This window comes from Candidatus Allofontibacter sp. (assembly GCF_038145245.1).
Classification (GTDB): domain Bacteria; phylum Pseudomonadota; class Alphaproteobacteria; order Pelagibacterales; family Pelagibacteraceae; genus Fontibacterium.
The window spans coordinates 1-14,454 of the sequence record NZ_JAYQPI010000020.1; the positions used below are offsets into that span (position 1 = coordinate 1).

19 protein-coding genes are annotated in these 14,454 nt (G+C 29.3%); 16 read left to right on the top strand and 3 right to left on the bottom strand.

From position 1 onward, the window contains the following. Both AC8IGH_RS03555 and AC8IGH_RS03560 read left to right on the top strand, forming a co-directional pair. Window positions 1-447, top strand: a 447-nt coding sequence (locus AC8IGH_RS03555) for a Bax inhibitor-1/YccA family protein (protein ID WP_507419343.1), incomplete at its 5' end; no start/stop codon positions are given. A gap of 45 nt (window positions 448-492) precedes the next feature. Next, complete coding sequence (locus AC8IGH_RS03560) at window positions 493-1,074, top strand: peroxiredoxin (protein ID WP_507419344.1); 582 nt, start codon at window positions 493-495, stop codon at window positions 1,072-1,074. On the opposite strand, the gene AC8IGH_RS03565 is transcribed toward AC8IGH_RS03560, so the two are convergent. Genes AC8IGH_RS03565 through AC8IGH_RS03575 form a run of 3 tightly spaced genes read right to left on the bottom strand, consistent with a single transcriptional unit; the run spans window position 1,071 to window position 2,087 of the window. Further along, window positions 1,071-1,199 carry a DUF2256 domain-containing protein gene (locus tag AC8IGH_RS03565; protein WP_507419345.1) on the bottom strand — a complete coding sequence of 43 codons (129 nt, stop codon included), beginning with the start codon at window positions 1,197-1,199 and terminating at the stop codon, window positions 1,071-1,073. The genes AC8IGH_RS03560 and AC8IGH_RS03565 overlap by 4 nt on opposite strands. A gap of 1 nt (window position 1,200) precedes the next feature. After that, window positions 1,201-1,545, bottom strand: a complete 345-nt coding sequence (locus AC8IGH_RS03570; RefSeq protein WP_507419346.1) for a DUF2794 domain-containing protein — start codon at window positions 1,543-1,545, stop codon at window positions 1,201-1,203. Next, window positions 1,542-2,087, bottom strand: coding sequence for a septation protein A (locus AC8IGH_RS03575; protein WP_507419347.1), 546 nt, complete (start codon window positions 2,085-2,087; stop codon window positions 1,542-1,544). Before AC8IGH_RS03575 ends, AC8IGH_RS03570 begins: the two co-directional genes overlap by 4 nt. Between AC8IGH_RS03575 and AC8IGH_RS03580 the strand changes: the two genes are divergently transcribed. From AC8IGH_RS03580 to glcF, 14 genes are all read left to right on the top strand, one after another. Continuing rightward, window positions 2,071-2,838, top strand: coding sequence for a hypothetical protein (locus AC8IGH_RS03580; RefSeq protein WP_507419348.1), 768 nt, complete (start codon window positions 2,071-2,073; stop codon window positions 2,836-2,838). The genes AC8IGH_RS03575 and AC8IGH_RS03580 overlap by 17 nt on opposite strands. 39 nt (window positions 2,839-2,877) lie before the next feature. Continuing rightward, window positions 2,878-3,207 (top strand): heat shock protein HspQ, encoded by a 330-nt coding sequence (gene hspQ / locus AC8IGH_RS03585; RefSeq protein ID WP_507416411.1) that lies wholly within the window; start codon window positions 2,878-2,880, stop codon window positions 3,205-3,207. Window positions 3,208-3,377: 170 nt separating this feature from the next. Beyond that, window positions 3,378-4,076 carry a heme ABC transporter permease CcmC gene (gene ccmC, locus AC8IGH_RS03590; protein WP_507419349.1) on the top strand — a complete coding sequence of 233 codons (699 nt, stop codon included), beginning with the start codon at window positions 3,378-3,380 and terminating at the stop codon, window positions 4,074-4,076. A 17-nt stretch (window positions 4,077-4,093) separates the two neighbouring features. Then, window positions 4,094-4,267, top strand: a complete 174-nt coding sequence (gene ccmD, locus AC8IGH_RS03595) for a heme exporter protein CcmD (RefSeq protein WP_507419360.1) — start codon at window positions 4,094-4,096, stop codon at window positions 4,265-4,267. Window positions 4,268-4,321: 54 nt separating this feature from the next. Then, window positions 4,322-4,756: a cytochrome c maturation protein CcmE gene (gene ccmE, locus AC8IGH_RS03600; RefSeq protein ID WP_507419350.1), complete on the top strand. Its 435-nt coding sequence runs from the start codon at window positions 4,322-4,324 to the stop codon at window positions 4,754-4,756. 2 nt (window positions 4,757-4,758) lie between these two features. Next, a complete protein-coding gene (locus tag AC8IGH_RS03605; RefSeq protein ID WP_507419351.1) occupies window positions 4,759-6,642 on the top strand; it encodes a heme lyase CcmF/NrfE family subunit in 1,884 nt (627 codons plus the stop codon). Further along, a complete protein-coding gene (locus tag AC8IGH_RS03610) occupies window positions 6,632-7,150 on the top strand; it encodes a DsbE family thiol:disulfide interchange protein (protein ID WP_507419352.1) in 519 nt (172 codons plus the stop codon). Before AC8IGH_RS03605 ends, AC8IGH_RS03610 begins: the two co-directional genes overlap by 11 nt. Further along, complete coding sequence (locus AC8IGH_RS03615; RefSeq protein WP_507419353.1) at window positions 7,147-7,506, top strand: cytochrome c-type biogenesis protein; 360 nt, start codon at window positions 7,147-7,149, stop codon at window positions 7,504-7,506. Before AC8IGH_RS03610 ends, AC8IGH_RS03615 begins: the two co-directional genes overlap by 4 nt. 47 nt (window positions 7,507-7,553) lie before the next feature. Beyond that, complete coding sequence (locus tag AC8IGH_RS03620) at window positions 7,554-8,057, top strand: acyloxyacyl hydrolase (RefSeq protein WP_507419354.1); 504 nt, start codon at window positions 7,554-7,556, stop codon at window positions 8,055-8,057. 9 nt (window positions 8,058-8,066) lie between these two features. Beyond that, window positions 8,067-9,221 carry an alpha-hydroxy acid oxidase gene (locus AC8IGH_RS03625; RefSeq protein WP_507419355.1) on the top strand — a complete coding sequence of 385 codons (1,155 nt, stop codon included), beginning with the start codon at window positions 8,067-8,069 and terminating at the stop codon, window positions 9,219-9,221. Beyond that, complete coding sequence (locus AC8IGH_RS03630; protein ID WP_507419356.1) at window positions 9,218-10,384, top strand: pyridoxal phosphate-dependent aminotransferase; 1,167 nt, start codon at window positions 9,218-9,220, stop codon at window positions 10,382-10,384. Before AC8IGH_RS03625 ends, AC8IGH_RS03630 begins: the two co-directional genes overlap by 4 nt. Before the next feature lie 60 nt (window positions 10,385-10,444). After that, window positions 10,445-11,941 carry an FAD-linked oxidase C-terminal domain-containing protein gene (locus tag AC8IGH_RS03635; RefSeq protein ID WP_507419357.1) on the top strand — a complete coding sequence of 499 codons (1,497 nt, stop codon included), beginning with the start codon at window positions 10,445-10,447 and terminating at the stop codon, window positions 11,939-11,941. Continuing rightward, a complete protein-coding gene (locus AC8IGH_RS03640) occupies window positions 11,941-13,155 on the top strand; it encodes an FAD-binding protein (RefSeq protein ID WP_507419358.1) in 1,215 nt (404 codons plus the stop codon). The genes AC8IGH_RS03635 and AC8IGH_RS03640 overlap by 1 nt, the downstream gene beginning before the upstream one ends. Next, a complete protein-coding gene (gene glcF, locus AC8IGH_RS03645; RefSeq protein ID WP_507419359.1) occupies window positions 13,156-14,454 on the top strand; it encodes a glycolate oxidase subunit GlcF in 1,299 nt (432 codons plus the stop codon).

The following is a 14,454-nucleotide window of genomic DNA, read 5'->3' on the forward strand; positions in this document are numbered from 1 at the left end:
CAAACATTATTTTGGGTATTTGCAGGATTAATGGGAGCATCCCTTTCTTCAATATTTATGGTTTATGTTGGCGCTAGTATTGCTCGGGTATTTTTTATTACCGCAGCAACTTTTGCTACAATGAGTCTTTACGGCTACACAACAAAATCTGATCTGACTAAACTTGGATCATTTTTAATGATGGGTTTAATTGGAATCATCATCGCTTCAATCGTAAATATTTTTCTTAAATCTACACAACTAGAATTTATCGTATCATTACTTGGAGTTATAATTTTTGTTGGTTTAACTGCTTACGACACACAAAAAATTAAAGACATGTATTTTGATGGTGGAGATTCTGAAACAATGGCTAAAAAATCTATTATGGGTGCTTTAACTCTATATTTAGATTTTATTAACCTCTTTATAATGTTGTTAAGATTTTTCGGACAAAGAAGAGACTAATCTATTTATTTTTTATAGCCCCATTTATATGGGGCTATGAACAAGATGAACCAATCGAATTTACTTAAACCTGATTGGTCAAATATACCAGCACCAGAATTAGATGTATCGCTAGAACATTTAAATAATTTTACAATTCCAGAAATAAAACTTTTAAGCACAAGTGGACATGAGATTGATTTATCAAAATTAAATGGGCTCAGTATTATTTATGTATACCCGATGACAGGCCAACCTAATGTTGAATTGCCTAAGGGTTGGGATCAGATACCTGGGGCGAGAGGATGTACACCACAATCCTGCAGCTTCAGAGATAATTTTTCAGAACTTAAAAAATTAAATATTGAAAATATTTTTGGACTTTCAAGCCAAACGACTAAATATCAAAAAGAAATGTCGGAAAGACTTCATCTTCCTTATCCTATTTTATCCGATGAAAAATTGCTGTTTGCGAATGCTTTAAAGCTTCCTACCTTTAAAGTGGATAATATGAATTTAATTAAAAGAATTACTTTAATTATAAATAATAAAGAAATTATAAAATATTTTTATCCTGTCTTTCCGCCAGATCAAAATGTAAATGATGTAATATTTTGGTTAAAAGAAAATAAAGTTAACAAGTGCTAATTGCCAGAACATCGCTTAGAACAATATTTTACAAAATTCCAATTTTTTTCCCATTTTTTTCTCCATACGAATTCTTTTTTACAACTAGTACAAATTTTTTTAGGTAGCTGATATTTTTTTTTCAAATTACTTAATAACTTTAAGATGTTTTTTTGAATATTTTCTTGAAATGATTTTTAAAATAGAACTTAAGTTATCTGAAATTTTAATAACTAAACCACTTGCATCTTTTAGCTGATATTTATTCTTATCTTTTTGATTAAGTATTTTTAATATTTGAAATAAAGGATTTTCCGTTGCCTTTCTATAGATTTCAAAACTAATCATAGTCTTGCTCATATAAATTCCATAATCTTTCCATTCGCCAACAGAAACCATTGAACCATAAAGATTTAAGATTTCTTGCAGCTCTTTTTTATTAAAAAAGTTTTCTTTATTAAGATTATTATTTTTAATTAAATGAAGTTTCATTGGTCAGTTCTGTGTTTTTGAATAAGCGATACCTGCATAATCGTAAATATTAAAGTGATCGGTAATAATCCAAAAACTTTAAACTGAACCCAGAATTCTTCACTCTGTGTTCTCCAAACAAGCTCATTTAAAATTGCTAAAAAAATAAAAAAATACATCCAACGTTTATTTAGAATATTCCAGCCCTCGTCTGAAATTTTAATTGAGCCATCAAATAATTTTTTTAATAAAGGTTGTTTAAGAAAAATTTGTCCATACAAAAGTATAAGTGCAAAAATTACATTTATAATTGTAGGCTTCATGTAAAAGAATATTTTGTTGTCAAAAATAATTGCAAGTCCACCAAAGATAGAAACAACAACTGCACCCAATATTGGTATAGTTGGAATTTTTTTATCTATTCGATAAACAAAAAATACCGATATAATAGTTGCAATAATTAAAGGAATTATTGCATAAGTCATCCCATGTCTTTTGTAGAAATAAAAAAAGATTAATAATGGACCTATGTCTAAGAAAAATTTTATGAGACCTTTATTCATTAAATTTTTAGTATTTTTTTTTATAATTATTCTAAACTTTAATTCGTCTTTAGCAAAAGAATTTAAATATGATGTTCGTGCTTATAATTTAAATGTTATGGATATTAATTTTAATATCGATGATGAGGTAAATAATAAAATTACTTTTAGCGCTGAAAGTGTAGGTATCGTTGGGTTCTTTGTAAAAGTATTTGCAAAATCTAAAGTTGAATTTGGTGATAAAAGTAAGAATACTTGGAGCTACGAGTATCGATATGATAAACCATCTACTAATAAGTATAGAGTAAATAAAATTAATTTTTCCAAAGAAAAAGTTCTTAGTTTTGAAACTGATCCACCTAGAACTGAAGATTTAACCAAAAAAGTTCCATATAAAAAAGAAGATTATTTTGGGGTTATTGATCCAATTTTTGCTGTTAAAAAATTATTCTTGATTGATAAAAAAAATCTTGATTGTAATAAAAAAATTAAGGTTTTTGATGGTAATATTTTTTATTATTTAGTAATGAAAAAAGAAAATGTGCATATAGACTTTGATTCAGTCTTTTCTAATTATAAAGGAAAATTACAAAAATGCATTTTGACTTATCAACCAATATCAGGTTACATTCCAGGAGACCCCAACACTCCTGAGCAGTTTAAAGTAGATCTTTACTTTGGAATTGTTGGGGATAACTATTTTCCGATTTATGCGACAACTAAAGGAAAAAAAGGAATTAGACTTAAAATGTACTTAGATACAATTCACTGAGCTATTGAATTTTTTATAATAATCACTACTTTAAATTTAATGTTAGAAAAAAAATTAAACAAAGCCAAATTCTCAATTGGGGAAGTGGTAAGACATCGTTTGTTTGATTTTAGAGGCGTGATCTACGATGTAGATTTTCAATTTAATAATTCAGAAGAATGGTACCAATCAATTCCAAAAGCAGCGCGTCCTAGAAAAGATCAGCCCTTTTATCATTTATTAGCTGAAAATGATGAGATCACTTACGAGGCTTATGTTTCAGAGCAGAATTTAGTGGGTGATGATCCAAATGAACCAGTAAGACATCCTTTAGTTAATGAAATATTTAAAGGAAAAAGAGGAAATCTTTACTTTAAACCCTCAAATTAGCCTTATTCTTACCGCCTTAATTCAAACATTTTTAACGCAAAAGTTAGACAGATTAATTTATTAAATTAAAGTTAATACCTAACTGAGTTATCTTTGATCCCCAATCTCCCTTATCTCAGTTAGGTAAACTTCTAATCTTCTCAAACATGTAGTAAAAAAATCAAACTTAAATGTTTGAAATATTTAAACCTAGAACTTTTTTTAATTTAGCAAACAACAGTATTTTTTGGTTAAAGATAATTTTTTCTTTTGCAATTATTATTGGTTTAATTTTAGCATTAGTTTTATCACCAATTGATTATTTACAAAAAGATACTGTGCGAATTATGTATGTGCACGTGCCGTCCTCCTGGATTTCTTTATTTATTTTTTTAATTATTGGAGTCTCATCATTTATAAGTTTAATTTTTAAAGTTAGAGTTTTTTCAGTTTATGCTAAAAGTTTAGCACCGATTGGATTAGTTTTTTCTTTAATCTCTATTGTGACGGGATCATTGTGGGGTTATCCAACATGGGGAACTTTTTGGAGTTGGGATGGCAGATTAACTTCAATGTTTGTTTTAGTGTTAACTTATATTTTATACTTTTCTTTGTGGTCGTTTATAAAAAATTATAATTTAGCTGAAAGAATTACTAATGTTGTTGGCATTGTAGGATTAGTAAATATTCCTATTATTAAATTTTCGGTTGCATGGTGGAATACGCTTCATCAACCAGCAAGCATTACACTAACTGCCGCACCCACTATACATAGTTCAATGTTAGCGCCATTACTTATTATGTTTTTTAGCTTTTGTATTTTATCGTTAATTATTTTCTTGATTAGATATAAATATGAAATTATAAATTTTAGAGTTAATAAAAAATGATATTAAATTTTTTAAATATGGGCGGTTATGGTTTATACATATGGTTATCATATGCTTTTGCCACTTTATCGTTAATCTTTCTTTATTACGTTTCAGTTAAAAAATTGAATTCTATTAAAAATATCGAGCATCTTTATCAGTCTGAAAGAGCTGAAGAAGTTTCAGTTTCACTACAAGCTAATAAATTTTAGTTTAATATCTAATTAAGTCCCGATATCTTCTTAAAAATTTGTTTAAATACAATTATGATTTTTAGCAAATCTGCAAAAAATAGATTAAAAATCTTTTCATTATTATTAGTTGTCGCGTCGATAATATTTTTTTTTATTTATAATAATTTACAAAAAAATGTGGTGTATTTTTATGCGCCTCAAGAAATAAAAAATTTAAAAAATACACCCACTAATAAGATTAGACTTGGAGGATTAGTCAAAGAAAATTCGCTGAAGAAAAATAACAATACTTATGTTTTTATTATTACTGATCTAAAAAGTGAAATTTTTGTTGAGTATAATGGTCTATTGCCCAATTTATTTGTCGAAGGAAAAAGTGCTGTTGTAGAGGGTGTTTTAAAAGATAAAAGATATTTTATTGCAAGCACAATACTTGCAAAACATGATGAGAATTATATGCCGCCAGAAGTTGCAAATAGTTTGAAAAAAAATAAATCAAATAAATGATTATGGCTGGTTATATAGGTAATTTAACTTTATTTTTATCTTTAATATTTAATGGTTTTCTAATTTTTTCCTTAATAAAAGGAATTAAAAATAATAACTTTAAAGAATTAAAAACAATTAGCTTTTTTAACGATAGTATTTTCTTCTTATTACTAATTTCATTTCTAATCTTAATATACTGTTTTATTGTTTCTGATTTTTCTAATGTAGCCGTTTACCAAAATTCTCATACTGCTAAGCCATTAATTTACAAAATATCGGGAGCATGGGGAAATCATGAGGGCAGTATGGTGTTATTTATTTTAATATTATCATTATTTTCATTTGTTTTTTTTAGAACAAAAGTTATTGAAAAATTAAAATTTTATACAGTTTTTTTTCAAGCAATATTAATTTTAATTTTTTTAATTTTTTTAATTTTAACTTCAAATCCTTTTGATCAAATAGTACCCAAGCCACTTCAAGGTCTTGGTTTAAATCCTATCTTGCAGGATCCTTTACTTGCGATTCACCCGCCATTTTTATATTTTGGATATGTTGGTTTTTCTTTAGTTTTTAGTTTTGCTCTTGCAGGGTTAGTAACAAATAATTTTGATAAATTATGGAGCAAAGTTGCAAACTTTTGGATTATTCTTCCTTGGTCTTTACTGACTATTGGAATTGGCCTCGGGTCTTTTTGGGCTTACTATGAATTAGGTTGGGGCGGATATTGGTTTTGGGACCCAGTTGAAAATGCATCATTAATGCCTTGGCTTGCAGCAACTGCTTTAGTTCACTCGAATATTGTAACTTTTAAAAAAGATAAATTACATTCTTGGACTGCGTTACTTTCTATATTTACGTTTATAATGAGTTTACTTGGGACGTTTCTAGTAAGATCTGGCGTATTAAATTCAGTTCATGCTTTTGCAAATGATCCCTATAGAGGCGTATATATTTTAAGCAGTATTTTACTTATCACTTTTTTTTCATTAGCTATTTTTATTGTCAAAAGTCCGAAAAAATTTTTGTATGAAAAATATTATTTTTTTCAAAGAGATAATTTTATCTTAATTAATAATTGTTTTTTGATATTTTTTCTTTCCGTGGTGTTAGTTGGAACTGTTTATCCTATTATTTTAGATGCAATTAGTGGCAAAAGTATTTCGGTGGGCCCTATTTATTATCACACTATTTTAGCTCCTTTTTTATTCATATTTTTATTTTTCATGTCTCATGGGCCTCTTCTTAGTTGGAATAAAGAAGATAAATTTTTACAAATAAAAAATTTTAAAATTTTTTTTCCAATATCTATTGTGATTTCTTCAGTAATTATTTTTTGGTTCTTTAATTATAAAGATATTATTTTAATTCTAGGTTTGTTTTTTTCTGTTTATCTAATTATTTCGGTTTTATTTGATTGGTTTTTACAAAAAAAATTAACCATACATTTTGGAAGATTAATTTCCCATTTAGGATTTGGCGTATTAATTTTTGCTATATTCGTTAATGCTTATTTGTCTAAAGAAATTAATGCAGCGATGAAAGTGGGTGATGAAGTTAAAATACAAGAATTTATTATTAAATTTAAAAGCATTAACAAAATTAAAAAAGAAAATTATGAGGAAGTTTTTGGTAATTTTTTAGTCATTAATAAAGAAAAACAAATTGAATTGACGCCATCCATTAGAAGATATGATCAACCAATACAATTTACTTCTGAGACAAGTATTAAGACTAATTTTATCGTAGATTATTATTTTGCAATTAATTTGTCTGAATTTGAAAAAGAAAAAATTATGGTTAGATTTTATTATAAGCCTTTAATGTTCTGGATTTGGTTTTCGATATTACTAATTGCTATTGGTGGAATTTATCAAACATTTAGATTGAAAAATGAACAATAAATATAAAATTACAATTCTTGCGATAACAATCGTTATAATTTTTATTCTTTTTTTAAGAGTTTTAAACTCGAATAAAACTTATCAACCCAATCAAATGATTGGGAAAAAAATTCCAGAATTTATTTTAGAAGATCTTTTTAATAAAAATATGAAGTTAGATAGTAAAATTTTATCAGAAAAAGATTTTGTAGTTTTAAATATATGGGCATCTTGGTGTGTTCCGTGCCAGATCGAACATCCTTTTTTAATGAATTTAAAAAATAAAAATAAGATTAATATTGTAGGTCTTAATTATAAAGATGAAAATGCAAATGCTAAAAATTTTTTAAAAAAAAATGGTAATCCCTTTAGCTTAATTGGCGTCGATAAAAAAGGAGAAATAGCAATTCAATTAGGTGCTTATGGAGTTCCTGAAACGTACATTTTAAAAAAAGGAAAAATAATTTTTAAACATATTGGCCCACTAAATGAAGACGCTACTAATAAAATCTTAGAATTAAAGAAATGAAAAAAATTATTTTTATAATTATTTTTTTTATTTTATCTTCTAATGTTTTTTCAGCAAATGAAGAGTTAAAAAATAAAATTTATAAAAATGTTAGATGTATTGTTTGTCAGGGGCAGTCGATTTATGAGTCAAATTCTGATTTTGCAATTGATTTAAAGAAATTAATATCTAAGAAATTAGACAGTGGAGAAAGCGAAAAACAAATTTATGATTTTTTAATAAGTCGTTATGGTGAGTGGGTTGTTTTTAATCCAGCTTTAAATTTTAATAGTTTGGCCTTGTGGTTATTGCCATTAATTATCTTTATGATTGGGGGATTATTAATATACAGATTAAATATTAATAAAAAAAAGTAGAATCTTTATTGCATTTCCGCCAATTTTATTAAATAAAGGCTCATAAAATGAATTCAAAACTTACTAAACTTTTTGGAATAATCTCTTTGTTGTTCATCTGTCTAGTCTCTACAGCTAGATCAGAAGGTTTCACTTTTTCAGTTGGAAAATTTGATCATAATGACAACAGAACAAACGCTGGAATGTTCCAATTAGATTATGATTTCGATAAAACTCTTTTTGGTTCTCCAATTGGTGACTTTAAACCTGTTGTTGGATTTTTAGTAACAGATGATAATGCTAAGTATGGTTATGCAGGAGTTAGATTGGATTATAAGTTAGCAAATAATTCAGTTTTAATTAGTCCAAGTTTTACACCTGGAGTTTTTGGTAAAGGCGATGGAAAAGATTTGGGTCATAACATTGAATTTAAAACACAAGTTAGAGCTGCTTTAAATTTAAGCTCGACATCTAATATTGGTATTTCTTATAGTCATATTTCAAACGCAAGCTTAGGTGATAAAAATCCAGGGGCTAATAATTACAGTATCAGTTTTCAAAAAAATTTCTAAAATCTTATAATGTCATTAGCTAGGTGTTTTAATTTTGATGATTTTAGAAAGTTAGCAAAAAGAAGACTTCCTTCTCCAATTTTTAATTATATCGATGGCGGAGCAGATGATGAGGTTACTTTAAGAAGAAATACTTCTGCATTTAATGATTGTGATCTAGTTCCAAGTGTTTTGAGAGACGTAAGTTCTATTGATACGTCTACCACTGTTTTTGGACAAAAAATTGATATGCCATTATTTCTTTCACCAACAGCAATGCACAGATTATATCATCATGATGGAGAAAAAGCGACTTCAAGAGCAGCAGAAAAGTTTGGAACTTTTTTTGGTATGTCGACTATTGCTACAACAAGCATCGAAGAAATAGGAAATTTAACTGGCGGCCCAAAATTATTTCAACTTTATATTCATAAAGACAGAGGTTTAACGGATAATTTAATTGAGCGATGTCAAAGAGCTAATTTTAAAGCGTTGTGTTTAACAGTAGATACTATCGTCGCTGGTAATAGAGAGCGTGATCATAGAACTGGATTTACTACTCCACCAAAGTTAACTTTAGCAAGTTTGATAAGTTTTGCATTACATCCTGAATGGACACTAAACTATTTAATGCATGAAAGATTTAAACTACCCAATCTTCCACACACTGAGAAAGATGGACAGTCTATAGAAACTTCAGTCATAAATTATATCAACAGCCAATTTGATCCTGCCATGAATTGGAAAGATGCAGAGTATGTTGCAAAAAAATGGAAAGGTGCCTTTGCTATAAAGGGAATTGTATCTGTAGAGGATGCAAAGAAAGCCGTGGATATAGGTGCAACAGCAATTATGATTTCAAATCATGGAGGAAGACAATTAGACGCTTCTATGTCGCCGTTCGATGTACTTGCCGATATTGTTGATGCAGTTGGAGATAAAGTAGATGTAATTTTGGATGGAGGAGTTAGAAGAGGAACGCATGTTTTAAAAGCATTAGCACTTGGAGCAAAAGCATGCTCATTTGGAAAAGGTTATTTATATGCATTATCAGCGGGAGGCCAGCAAGGAGTCGAGGCTATACTTAAAATTATGCATGCTGAAATTAAAAGAGGAATGACTCTAATGGGCTGCAGGAGCGTAAAAGAAATTACCAGAGATAAAGTAATTTTTAGAAAAAAATGAAACTAGCAAATAGTCTTTTTAAACTAGGCACTGAGAATGCCTTTGTTGTTCTTGCAAAGGCTAAGGCTTTGGAAGCTCAAGGAAAAGAAATAATTAATCTAGGAATAGGTCAGCCTGATTTTAGAACTCCAAAACATATTGTTGATGCTGCAAAAAAAGCCTTAGATGATGGTTTTCATGGTTATACTCCAGCTAATGGTCTTCTAGAATTAAGACAAGGGGTATCTCGTCATATAAAAAAAATGTATGGCGCAAACGTTGATGCAGCAAGGGTAGTTATTATGCCAGGAGGAAAACCTACAATGTTTTTTGCAATGCTAATGTTTGGTCAACCAGGCACAGAAATTATTTATCCAGAACCTGGATTTCCAATTTATGAATCAATGATTAATTACTCGGGTGCAAAAGCAGTACCAATGTATCTAAGTGAGAAGAATAATTTTTCTTTTAAAGCCGAAGAAGTTTTAAAATTAATAAATGATAAGACACGTTTAATTATTATTAATAATCCACAAAACCCTACAGGCGGTCTTATTGAAAGAGAGCAAATCGATAAACTTGTTGTTGGATTAAAAAAATTTCCAGACGTTGCAATTTTAAGCGATGAAATTTATAGCAGACAAATTTATGATAATAAAAAAATGCCTTCTTTTTTTAATTATCCAGAACTTTTTGATCGATTAATCGTCTTAGATGGTTGGAGCAAAACATATGCAATGACAGGTTGGCGTTTAGGTTGGAGTGTATGGCCAGAAAAAATTATTGAAGATATTACTAGATTATGTGTCAATGATCACTCATGCCCTTGTGCCTCAACTCAAATTGCAGGTCTTGCTGCATTAGATGGACCTCATGATTTTTTAGATGAAATGATGAGTCAATTTAATAGAAGAAGAAAATTAATTGTTGATGGTCTAAACAGTATAAAGGGAATTACTTGTAATAATCCTGGAGGAGCTTTTTACGTTTTTCCTAATGTTAGCGAAACAGGAATGAACGGTAATGAATTTGCAGATAAATGTTTAAATGAAGCAGGTGTTGCAATTATTCCGGGCGTAAGTTTTGGTAAGTCTGCTAAAGATTTCGTAAGATTTAGTTTTGCTAACTCATACGAAAATATTGAAAAAGCTTTAGAAAAAATTAAAAAAACTGTTGTCAAATAAAGTTTTTTTTTCAACTTCAAATACCTATATATATCAATAAAAATAATATAAGTTTGAAGTATGTCTACGCTTGCAATGCCACAAATTGATCAATCAGTTTTAAACAGTAGAGAAAAAATTGTTCGTGATTTAAAAAGATTTACTAATCCAATAAATGTGATTGCAGATGTAGAGGGAATAGTTCCTTATGAAACGGATGCCCTAACTGCTTATAAACAAAAACCAATGGCTGTAGTTCTTCCAGAAAGCACAGCTGAAGTAAGCGATATTCTTAAATATTGTCATAAACATAATATTAAAGTTGTTCCAAGAGGAGCTGGCACTGGTCTTTCCGGTGGAGCATTGCCTCTTGCTGATTGTGTTTTATTAGGATTGAGTAAATTTAATAAAATTCTAGAGATAGATTTTGAAAATAGATGTGTCGTTACTCAGCCCGGAGTTACAAATTTATCCTTAACAAAAGCCGTTGAACACAATGGTTTTTATTATGCACCAGATCCTTCAAGTCAAATTGCATGTTCAATAGGTGGAAATATTGCTGAAAATTCTGGAGGAGTTCATTCCCTAAAATATGGAACTACAACTAATAATGTCTTAGGTGTTGAAGTAGTTTTAATGGATGGAACGGTAATGAGATTTGGTGGAAAAAAATTGGAGTCGGAAGGTTATGATTTATTAGGAATTATTACAGGATCAGAAGGATTACTTGGAATATTAACCGAAGTTACAGTAAAGATTTTAAAAAAACCTCAATCAGTTAAAGCTTTGCTTTTAGGCTTTCAAAGCATTGAAAATGCAGGGCAATGTGTTTCAGATATTATTTCAGGAGGAATTATCCCTGGAGGGATGGAAGTAATGGACAAACCATTAATTAAAGCAACAGATGATTATTCTAAAGCTGGCTATCCTAGAGATGTTGAGGCGATTTTAATTGTGGAATTGGATGGAACCGAAAGTGAAGTAAATGTTTTAATAAAAAAAGTTGAAGAAATTGCAAAAAAAAATAAAGCAACTTATTTACGCATCAGTAAGAATGACGAGGAAAGGTTAAGATTTTGGCTTGGAAGAAAAGCAGCATTTCCGGCAATTGGCGATATGTCTCCCGATTATTTATGTATGGATGGAACTATTCCTAGAAAAAAATTACCAGAAGTTTTAAGAGAAATTACCAAACTTTCACAAAAGCATGGATTAAGAGTTGCAAATTGTTTTCATGCGGGAGATGGCAATCTACATCCATTAATTATGTTTGATTCAAATATAAAAAGCGAACTAAAGAGAGCTGAAAAATTTGGAGCAGATATTTTAAAATATTGTGTAAAAGTTGGTGGTGTATTGACGGGTGAGCATGGGGTTGGAGTTGAAAAAAGAGATTTAATGTGTGAAATGTTTAATGATGAAGATATTCAGCAACAACTCAATATTAAACAAGCTTTTGATGATAAGTCTCTATTAAATCCTGGGAAAGTTTATCCAGTTCTTCATCGTTGCGCCGAAGGTGGAAAAATGCATGTCCACAAGGGAGACATAAAATTTAAAGATATCCCAAGATTTTAATGTCTGAAATTTATTCGCCATCAAGCGAAAGTGAAGTTGTTGATTTTATAAAAAATTGTAATTCCGGAGAGATACCCATTGAAATTTTAGGACATAACTCAAAGCCAATCGGTCGATTAATACAGTGTTCAAAATCTTTACATTTGAAAAATTTAAATGGAATTATTGAATATTTTCCAGAAGAACTTTATATCAAAGTTAAAGCTGGAACGTCGCTTTCAATTATTGAGGTAGAATTAGATAAGAAAAATCAGGAACTTTCCTTTGAACCATCCGATATGGGATTTTTGTATTCGGGCAAAAGTAACAAAGGATCTATTGGAGGTGCGGTTGCTTGCAATTTATCAGGATCGCGCAGATTTAAAGCTGGTGCTTTAAGAGATCATATTCTTGGGTTTCAAGGAGTTAATGGTAAAGGAGAGATTATAAAGTCCGGAGGAACTGTTGTTAAGAATGTAACTGGTTATGATGTCAGCAAATTAATTACCGGATCGTATGGAACGTTAGTCGCGCTTACTGAAATTGTATTAAAAGTTCAGCCAAAAAACGAAGAAACCCAAACGCTACTTATTCATAATATTAATTTAAAAAGAGCTTTAAATATTTTTTCAAAAGCAATGCATACGTCCGTTGAAATCTCAGGGGCATGTTTTTATCCTGCAAAGGTATTAAATTTTTTTAAATTAAATGATCTGGATACATCCACATCTATTACAGCAATTCGTCTTGAAGGACCTAGAATTTCTGTTTTGGAGAGAATTAATACTTTAAAAAAAGTATTTGATGAGTACAAAAAAACAATATCTGTACTTGAACATTATCAATCTAAAATTTTTTGGAAAGATACTACAGATCTGCAATTCTTTAATAATAGTTTACAAGTAGTTTTAAAGATTATTTTGCCACCAATTCATACAGATCAATTTTTAAATAAATTCGAAAATGAAGAATTAAAATATGTTGTCGATTGGGCTGGCAATTTAATTTGGGTTGAGATACCAGAAAATGATAGCGTATTATTTAGGCAATTAAGAAATGAGGCTATAAAACTTGGTGGTCACATGACCATAATTAAGGCTCCTAATCATGTGAGAATTAAAGAGGAGTTTTTGACAACCATAGATGAGAACATTAAAGTTTTGTCTTTAAAAATTAAAGAAAGCTTTGATCCAAAAAAGATTTTAAATCCAGGAAAAATGTATTCGGGAGCATAAATGCAAACTAATTTTTCAAAAAAACAGCTTCAAGACAGCAATATAAAATCTACCGAGGAGATATTAAGAAAATGTGTTCATTGTGGTTTCTGCAATGCTACTTGTCCAACTTATCAAATTATTGGAGATGAACTTGATGGTCCACGCGGTAGAATTTATTTGATTAAAGATATGCTAGAAAATGAGAAACCAGCTAACGAAAAAATTGCAAAACATATTGATCGTTGTTTGTCTTGTTATTCTTGTATGACTACTTGTCCATCGGGGGTAAATTATATGCACCTTGTTGACCATGCACGAAACCATATTGAAAAAACTTTTAAAAGACCTTTTTTAGATAGAATTATAAGAGGTTTGCTTTCTAAAATTTTACCAAGTCCATCTTTATTTAGGATGATTGGTTATATTTCGAGATTAGTTTTTCCATTTAGATTTTTATTTCCAAAAAAAATAAAAAATATGCTTAAATATATGCCAAATTCTTTTCCAGAATCGCAGCAAGAAAATAAAGAAATATATTCACCAAAAGGTAAAACTTATGCAAGGGTTGCTTTACTTACGGGTTGCGTGCAAAGAGTGATTTCACCCCAAATCAATGATGCAACAATTGAAATTTTAAACAGACATGGTGTTGAGGTAATTGTTCCAAAAAAAGTGGATTGTTGTGGTTCATTAAATCATCATTTGGGAAAGGAGGATTTAGCTCATAAATCTTTTACAAATAATATTAATTCTTGGTTTAAATGTTATGAAGAAAAAAACCTTGATGCAATCTTAGTAACAACATCTGGGTGTGGGACGACCTTAAAAGACTATGGTTATATTTTTAGAGATCATCCTGATAAAGAACTTAGAAAAAAAGCAAAAATAATCTCAACTCTTGCCAAAGATGTAACTGAGTATTTAGGAAAAAATATTAAATTAAATTATGTCAAAAATGATAAAAAATTTAAAATTGCTTATCATTCAGCTTGTTCAATGCAGCATGGTCAAAAAATACACAAACAACCAATAGATTTATTAAAAAGAACTGGCAATGAAATTGTCGAGATTCCAGATGGGCATTTGTGTTGTGGATCTGCAGGAACTTATAATTTACTGCAAGATGAGATGGCTTCAGAATTATTGAAAAGAAAGATATCAAATATAGATAAAGTAAAACCAGATTTTATTTCAACCGGAAACATTGGATGTATGACTCAGATTTCTTCTGGAACAAAAATACCAATTATTCATACCATAGAAATTTTAAATTGGTATACAGGAGGCGAAAAACCAAAAGCAATTAATTCATTATGA

Bases quoted from the DNA above. Each gene is read 5' to 3' on its own strand.
- glcF (WP_507419359.1), top strand. From the start codon at position 13,156: ATGCAAACTAATTTTTCAAAAAAACAGCTTCAAGACAGCAATATAAAA.
- ccmC (WP_507419349.1), top strand. From the start codon at position 3,378: ATGTTTGAAATATTTAAACCTAGAACTTTTTTTAATTTAGCAAACAAC.
- AC8IGH_RS03625 (WP_507419355.1), top strand. From the start codon at position 8,067: ATGTCATTAGCTAGGTGTTTTAATTTTGATGATTTTAGAAAGTTAGCA.
- AC8IGH_RS03580 (WP_507419348.1), top strand. From the start codon at position 2,071: ATGAGACCTTTATTCATTAAATTTTTAGTATTTTTTTTTATAATTATT.
- ccmD (WP_507419360.1), top strand. From the start codon at position 4,094: ATGGGCGGTTATGGTTTATACATATGGTTATCATATGCTTTTGCCACT.
- AC8IGH_RS03620 (WP_507419354.1), top strand. From the start codon at position 7,554: ATGAATTCAAAACTTACTAAACTTTTTGGAATAATCTCTTTGTTGTTC.
- AC8IGH_RS03610 (WP_507419352.1), top strand. From the start codon at position 6,632: ATGAACAATAAATATAAAATTACAATTCTTGCGATAACAATCGTTATA.
- AC8IGH_RS03615 (WP_507419353.1), top strand. From the start codon at position 7,147: ATGAAAAAAATTATTTTTATAATTATTTTTTTTATTTTATCTTCTAAT.
- AC8IGH_RS03575 (WP_507419347.1), bottom strand. From the start codon at position 2,087: ATGAATAAAGGTCTCATAAAATTTTTCTTAGACATAGGTCCATTATTA.
- ccmE (WP_507419350.1), top strand. From the start codon at position 4,322: ATGATTTTTAGCAAATCTGCAAAAAATAGATTAAAAATCTTTTCATTA.
- AC8IGH_RS03605 (WP_507419351.1), top strand. From the start codon at position 4,759: ATGGCTGGTTATATAGGTAATTTAACTTTATTTTTATCTTTAATATTT.
- AC8IGH_RS03630 (WP_507419356.1), top strand. From the start codon at position 9,218: ATGAAACTAGCAAATAGTCTTTTTAAACTAGGCACTGAGAATGCCTTT.
- AC8IGH_RS03640 (WP_507419358.1), top strand. From the start codon at position 11,941: ATGTCTGAAATTTATTCGCCATCAAGCGAAAGTGAAGTTGTTGATTTT.
- AC8IGH_RS03560 (WP_507419344.1), top strand. From the start codon at position 493: ATGAACCAATCGAATTTACTTAAACCTGATTGGTCAAATATACCAGCA.
- hspQ (WP_507416411.1), top strand. From the start codon at position 2,878: ATGTTAGAAAAAAAATTAAACAAAGCCAAATTCTCAATTGGGGAAGTG.
- AC8IGH_RS03570 (WP_507419346.1), bottom strand. From the start codon at position 1,545: ATGAAACTTCATTTAATTAAAAATAATAATCTTAATAAAGAAAACTTT.
- AC8IGH_RS03635 (WP_507419357.1), top strand. From the start codon at position 10,445: ATGTCTACGCTTGCAATGCCACAAATTGATCAATCAGTTTTAAACAGT.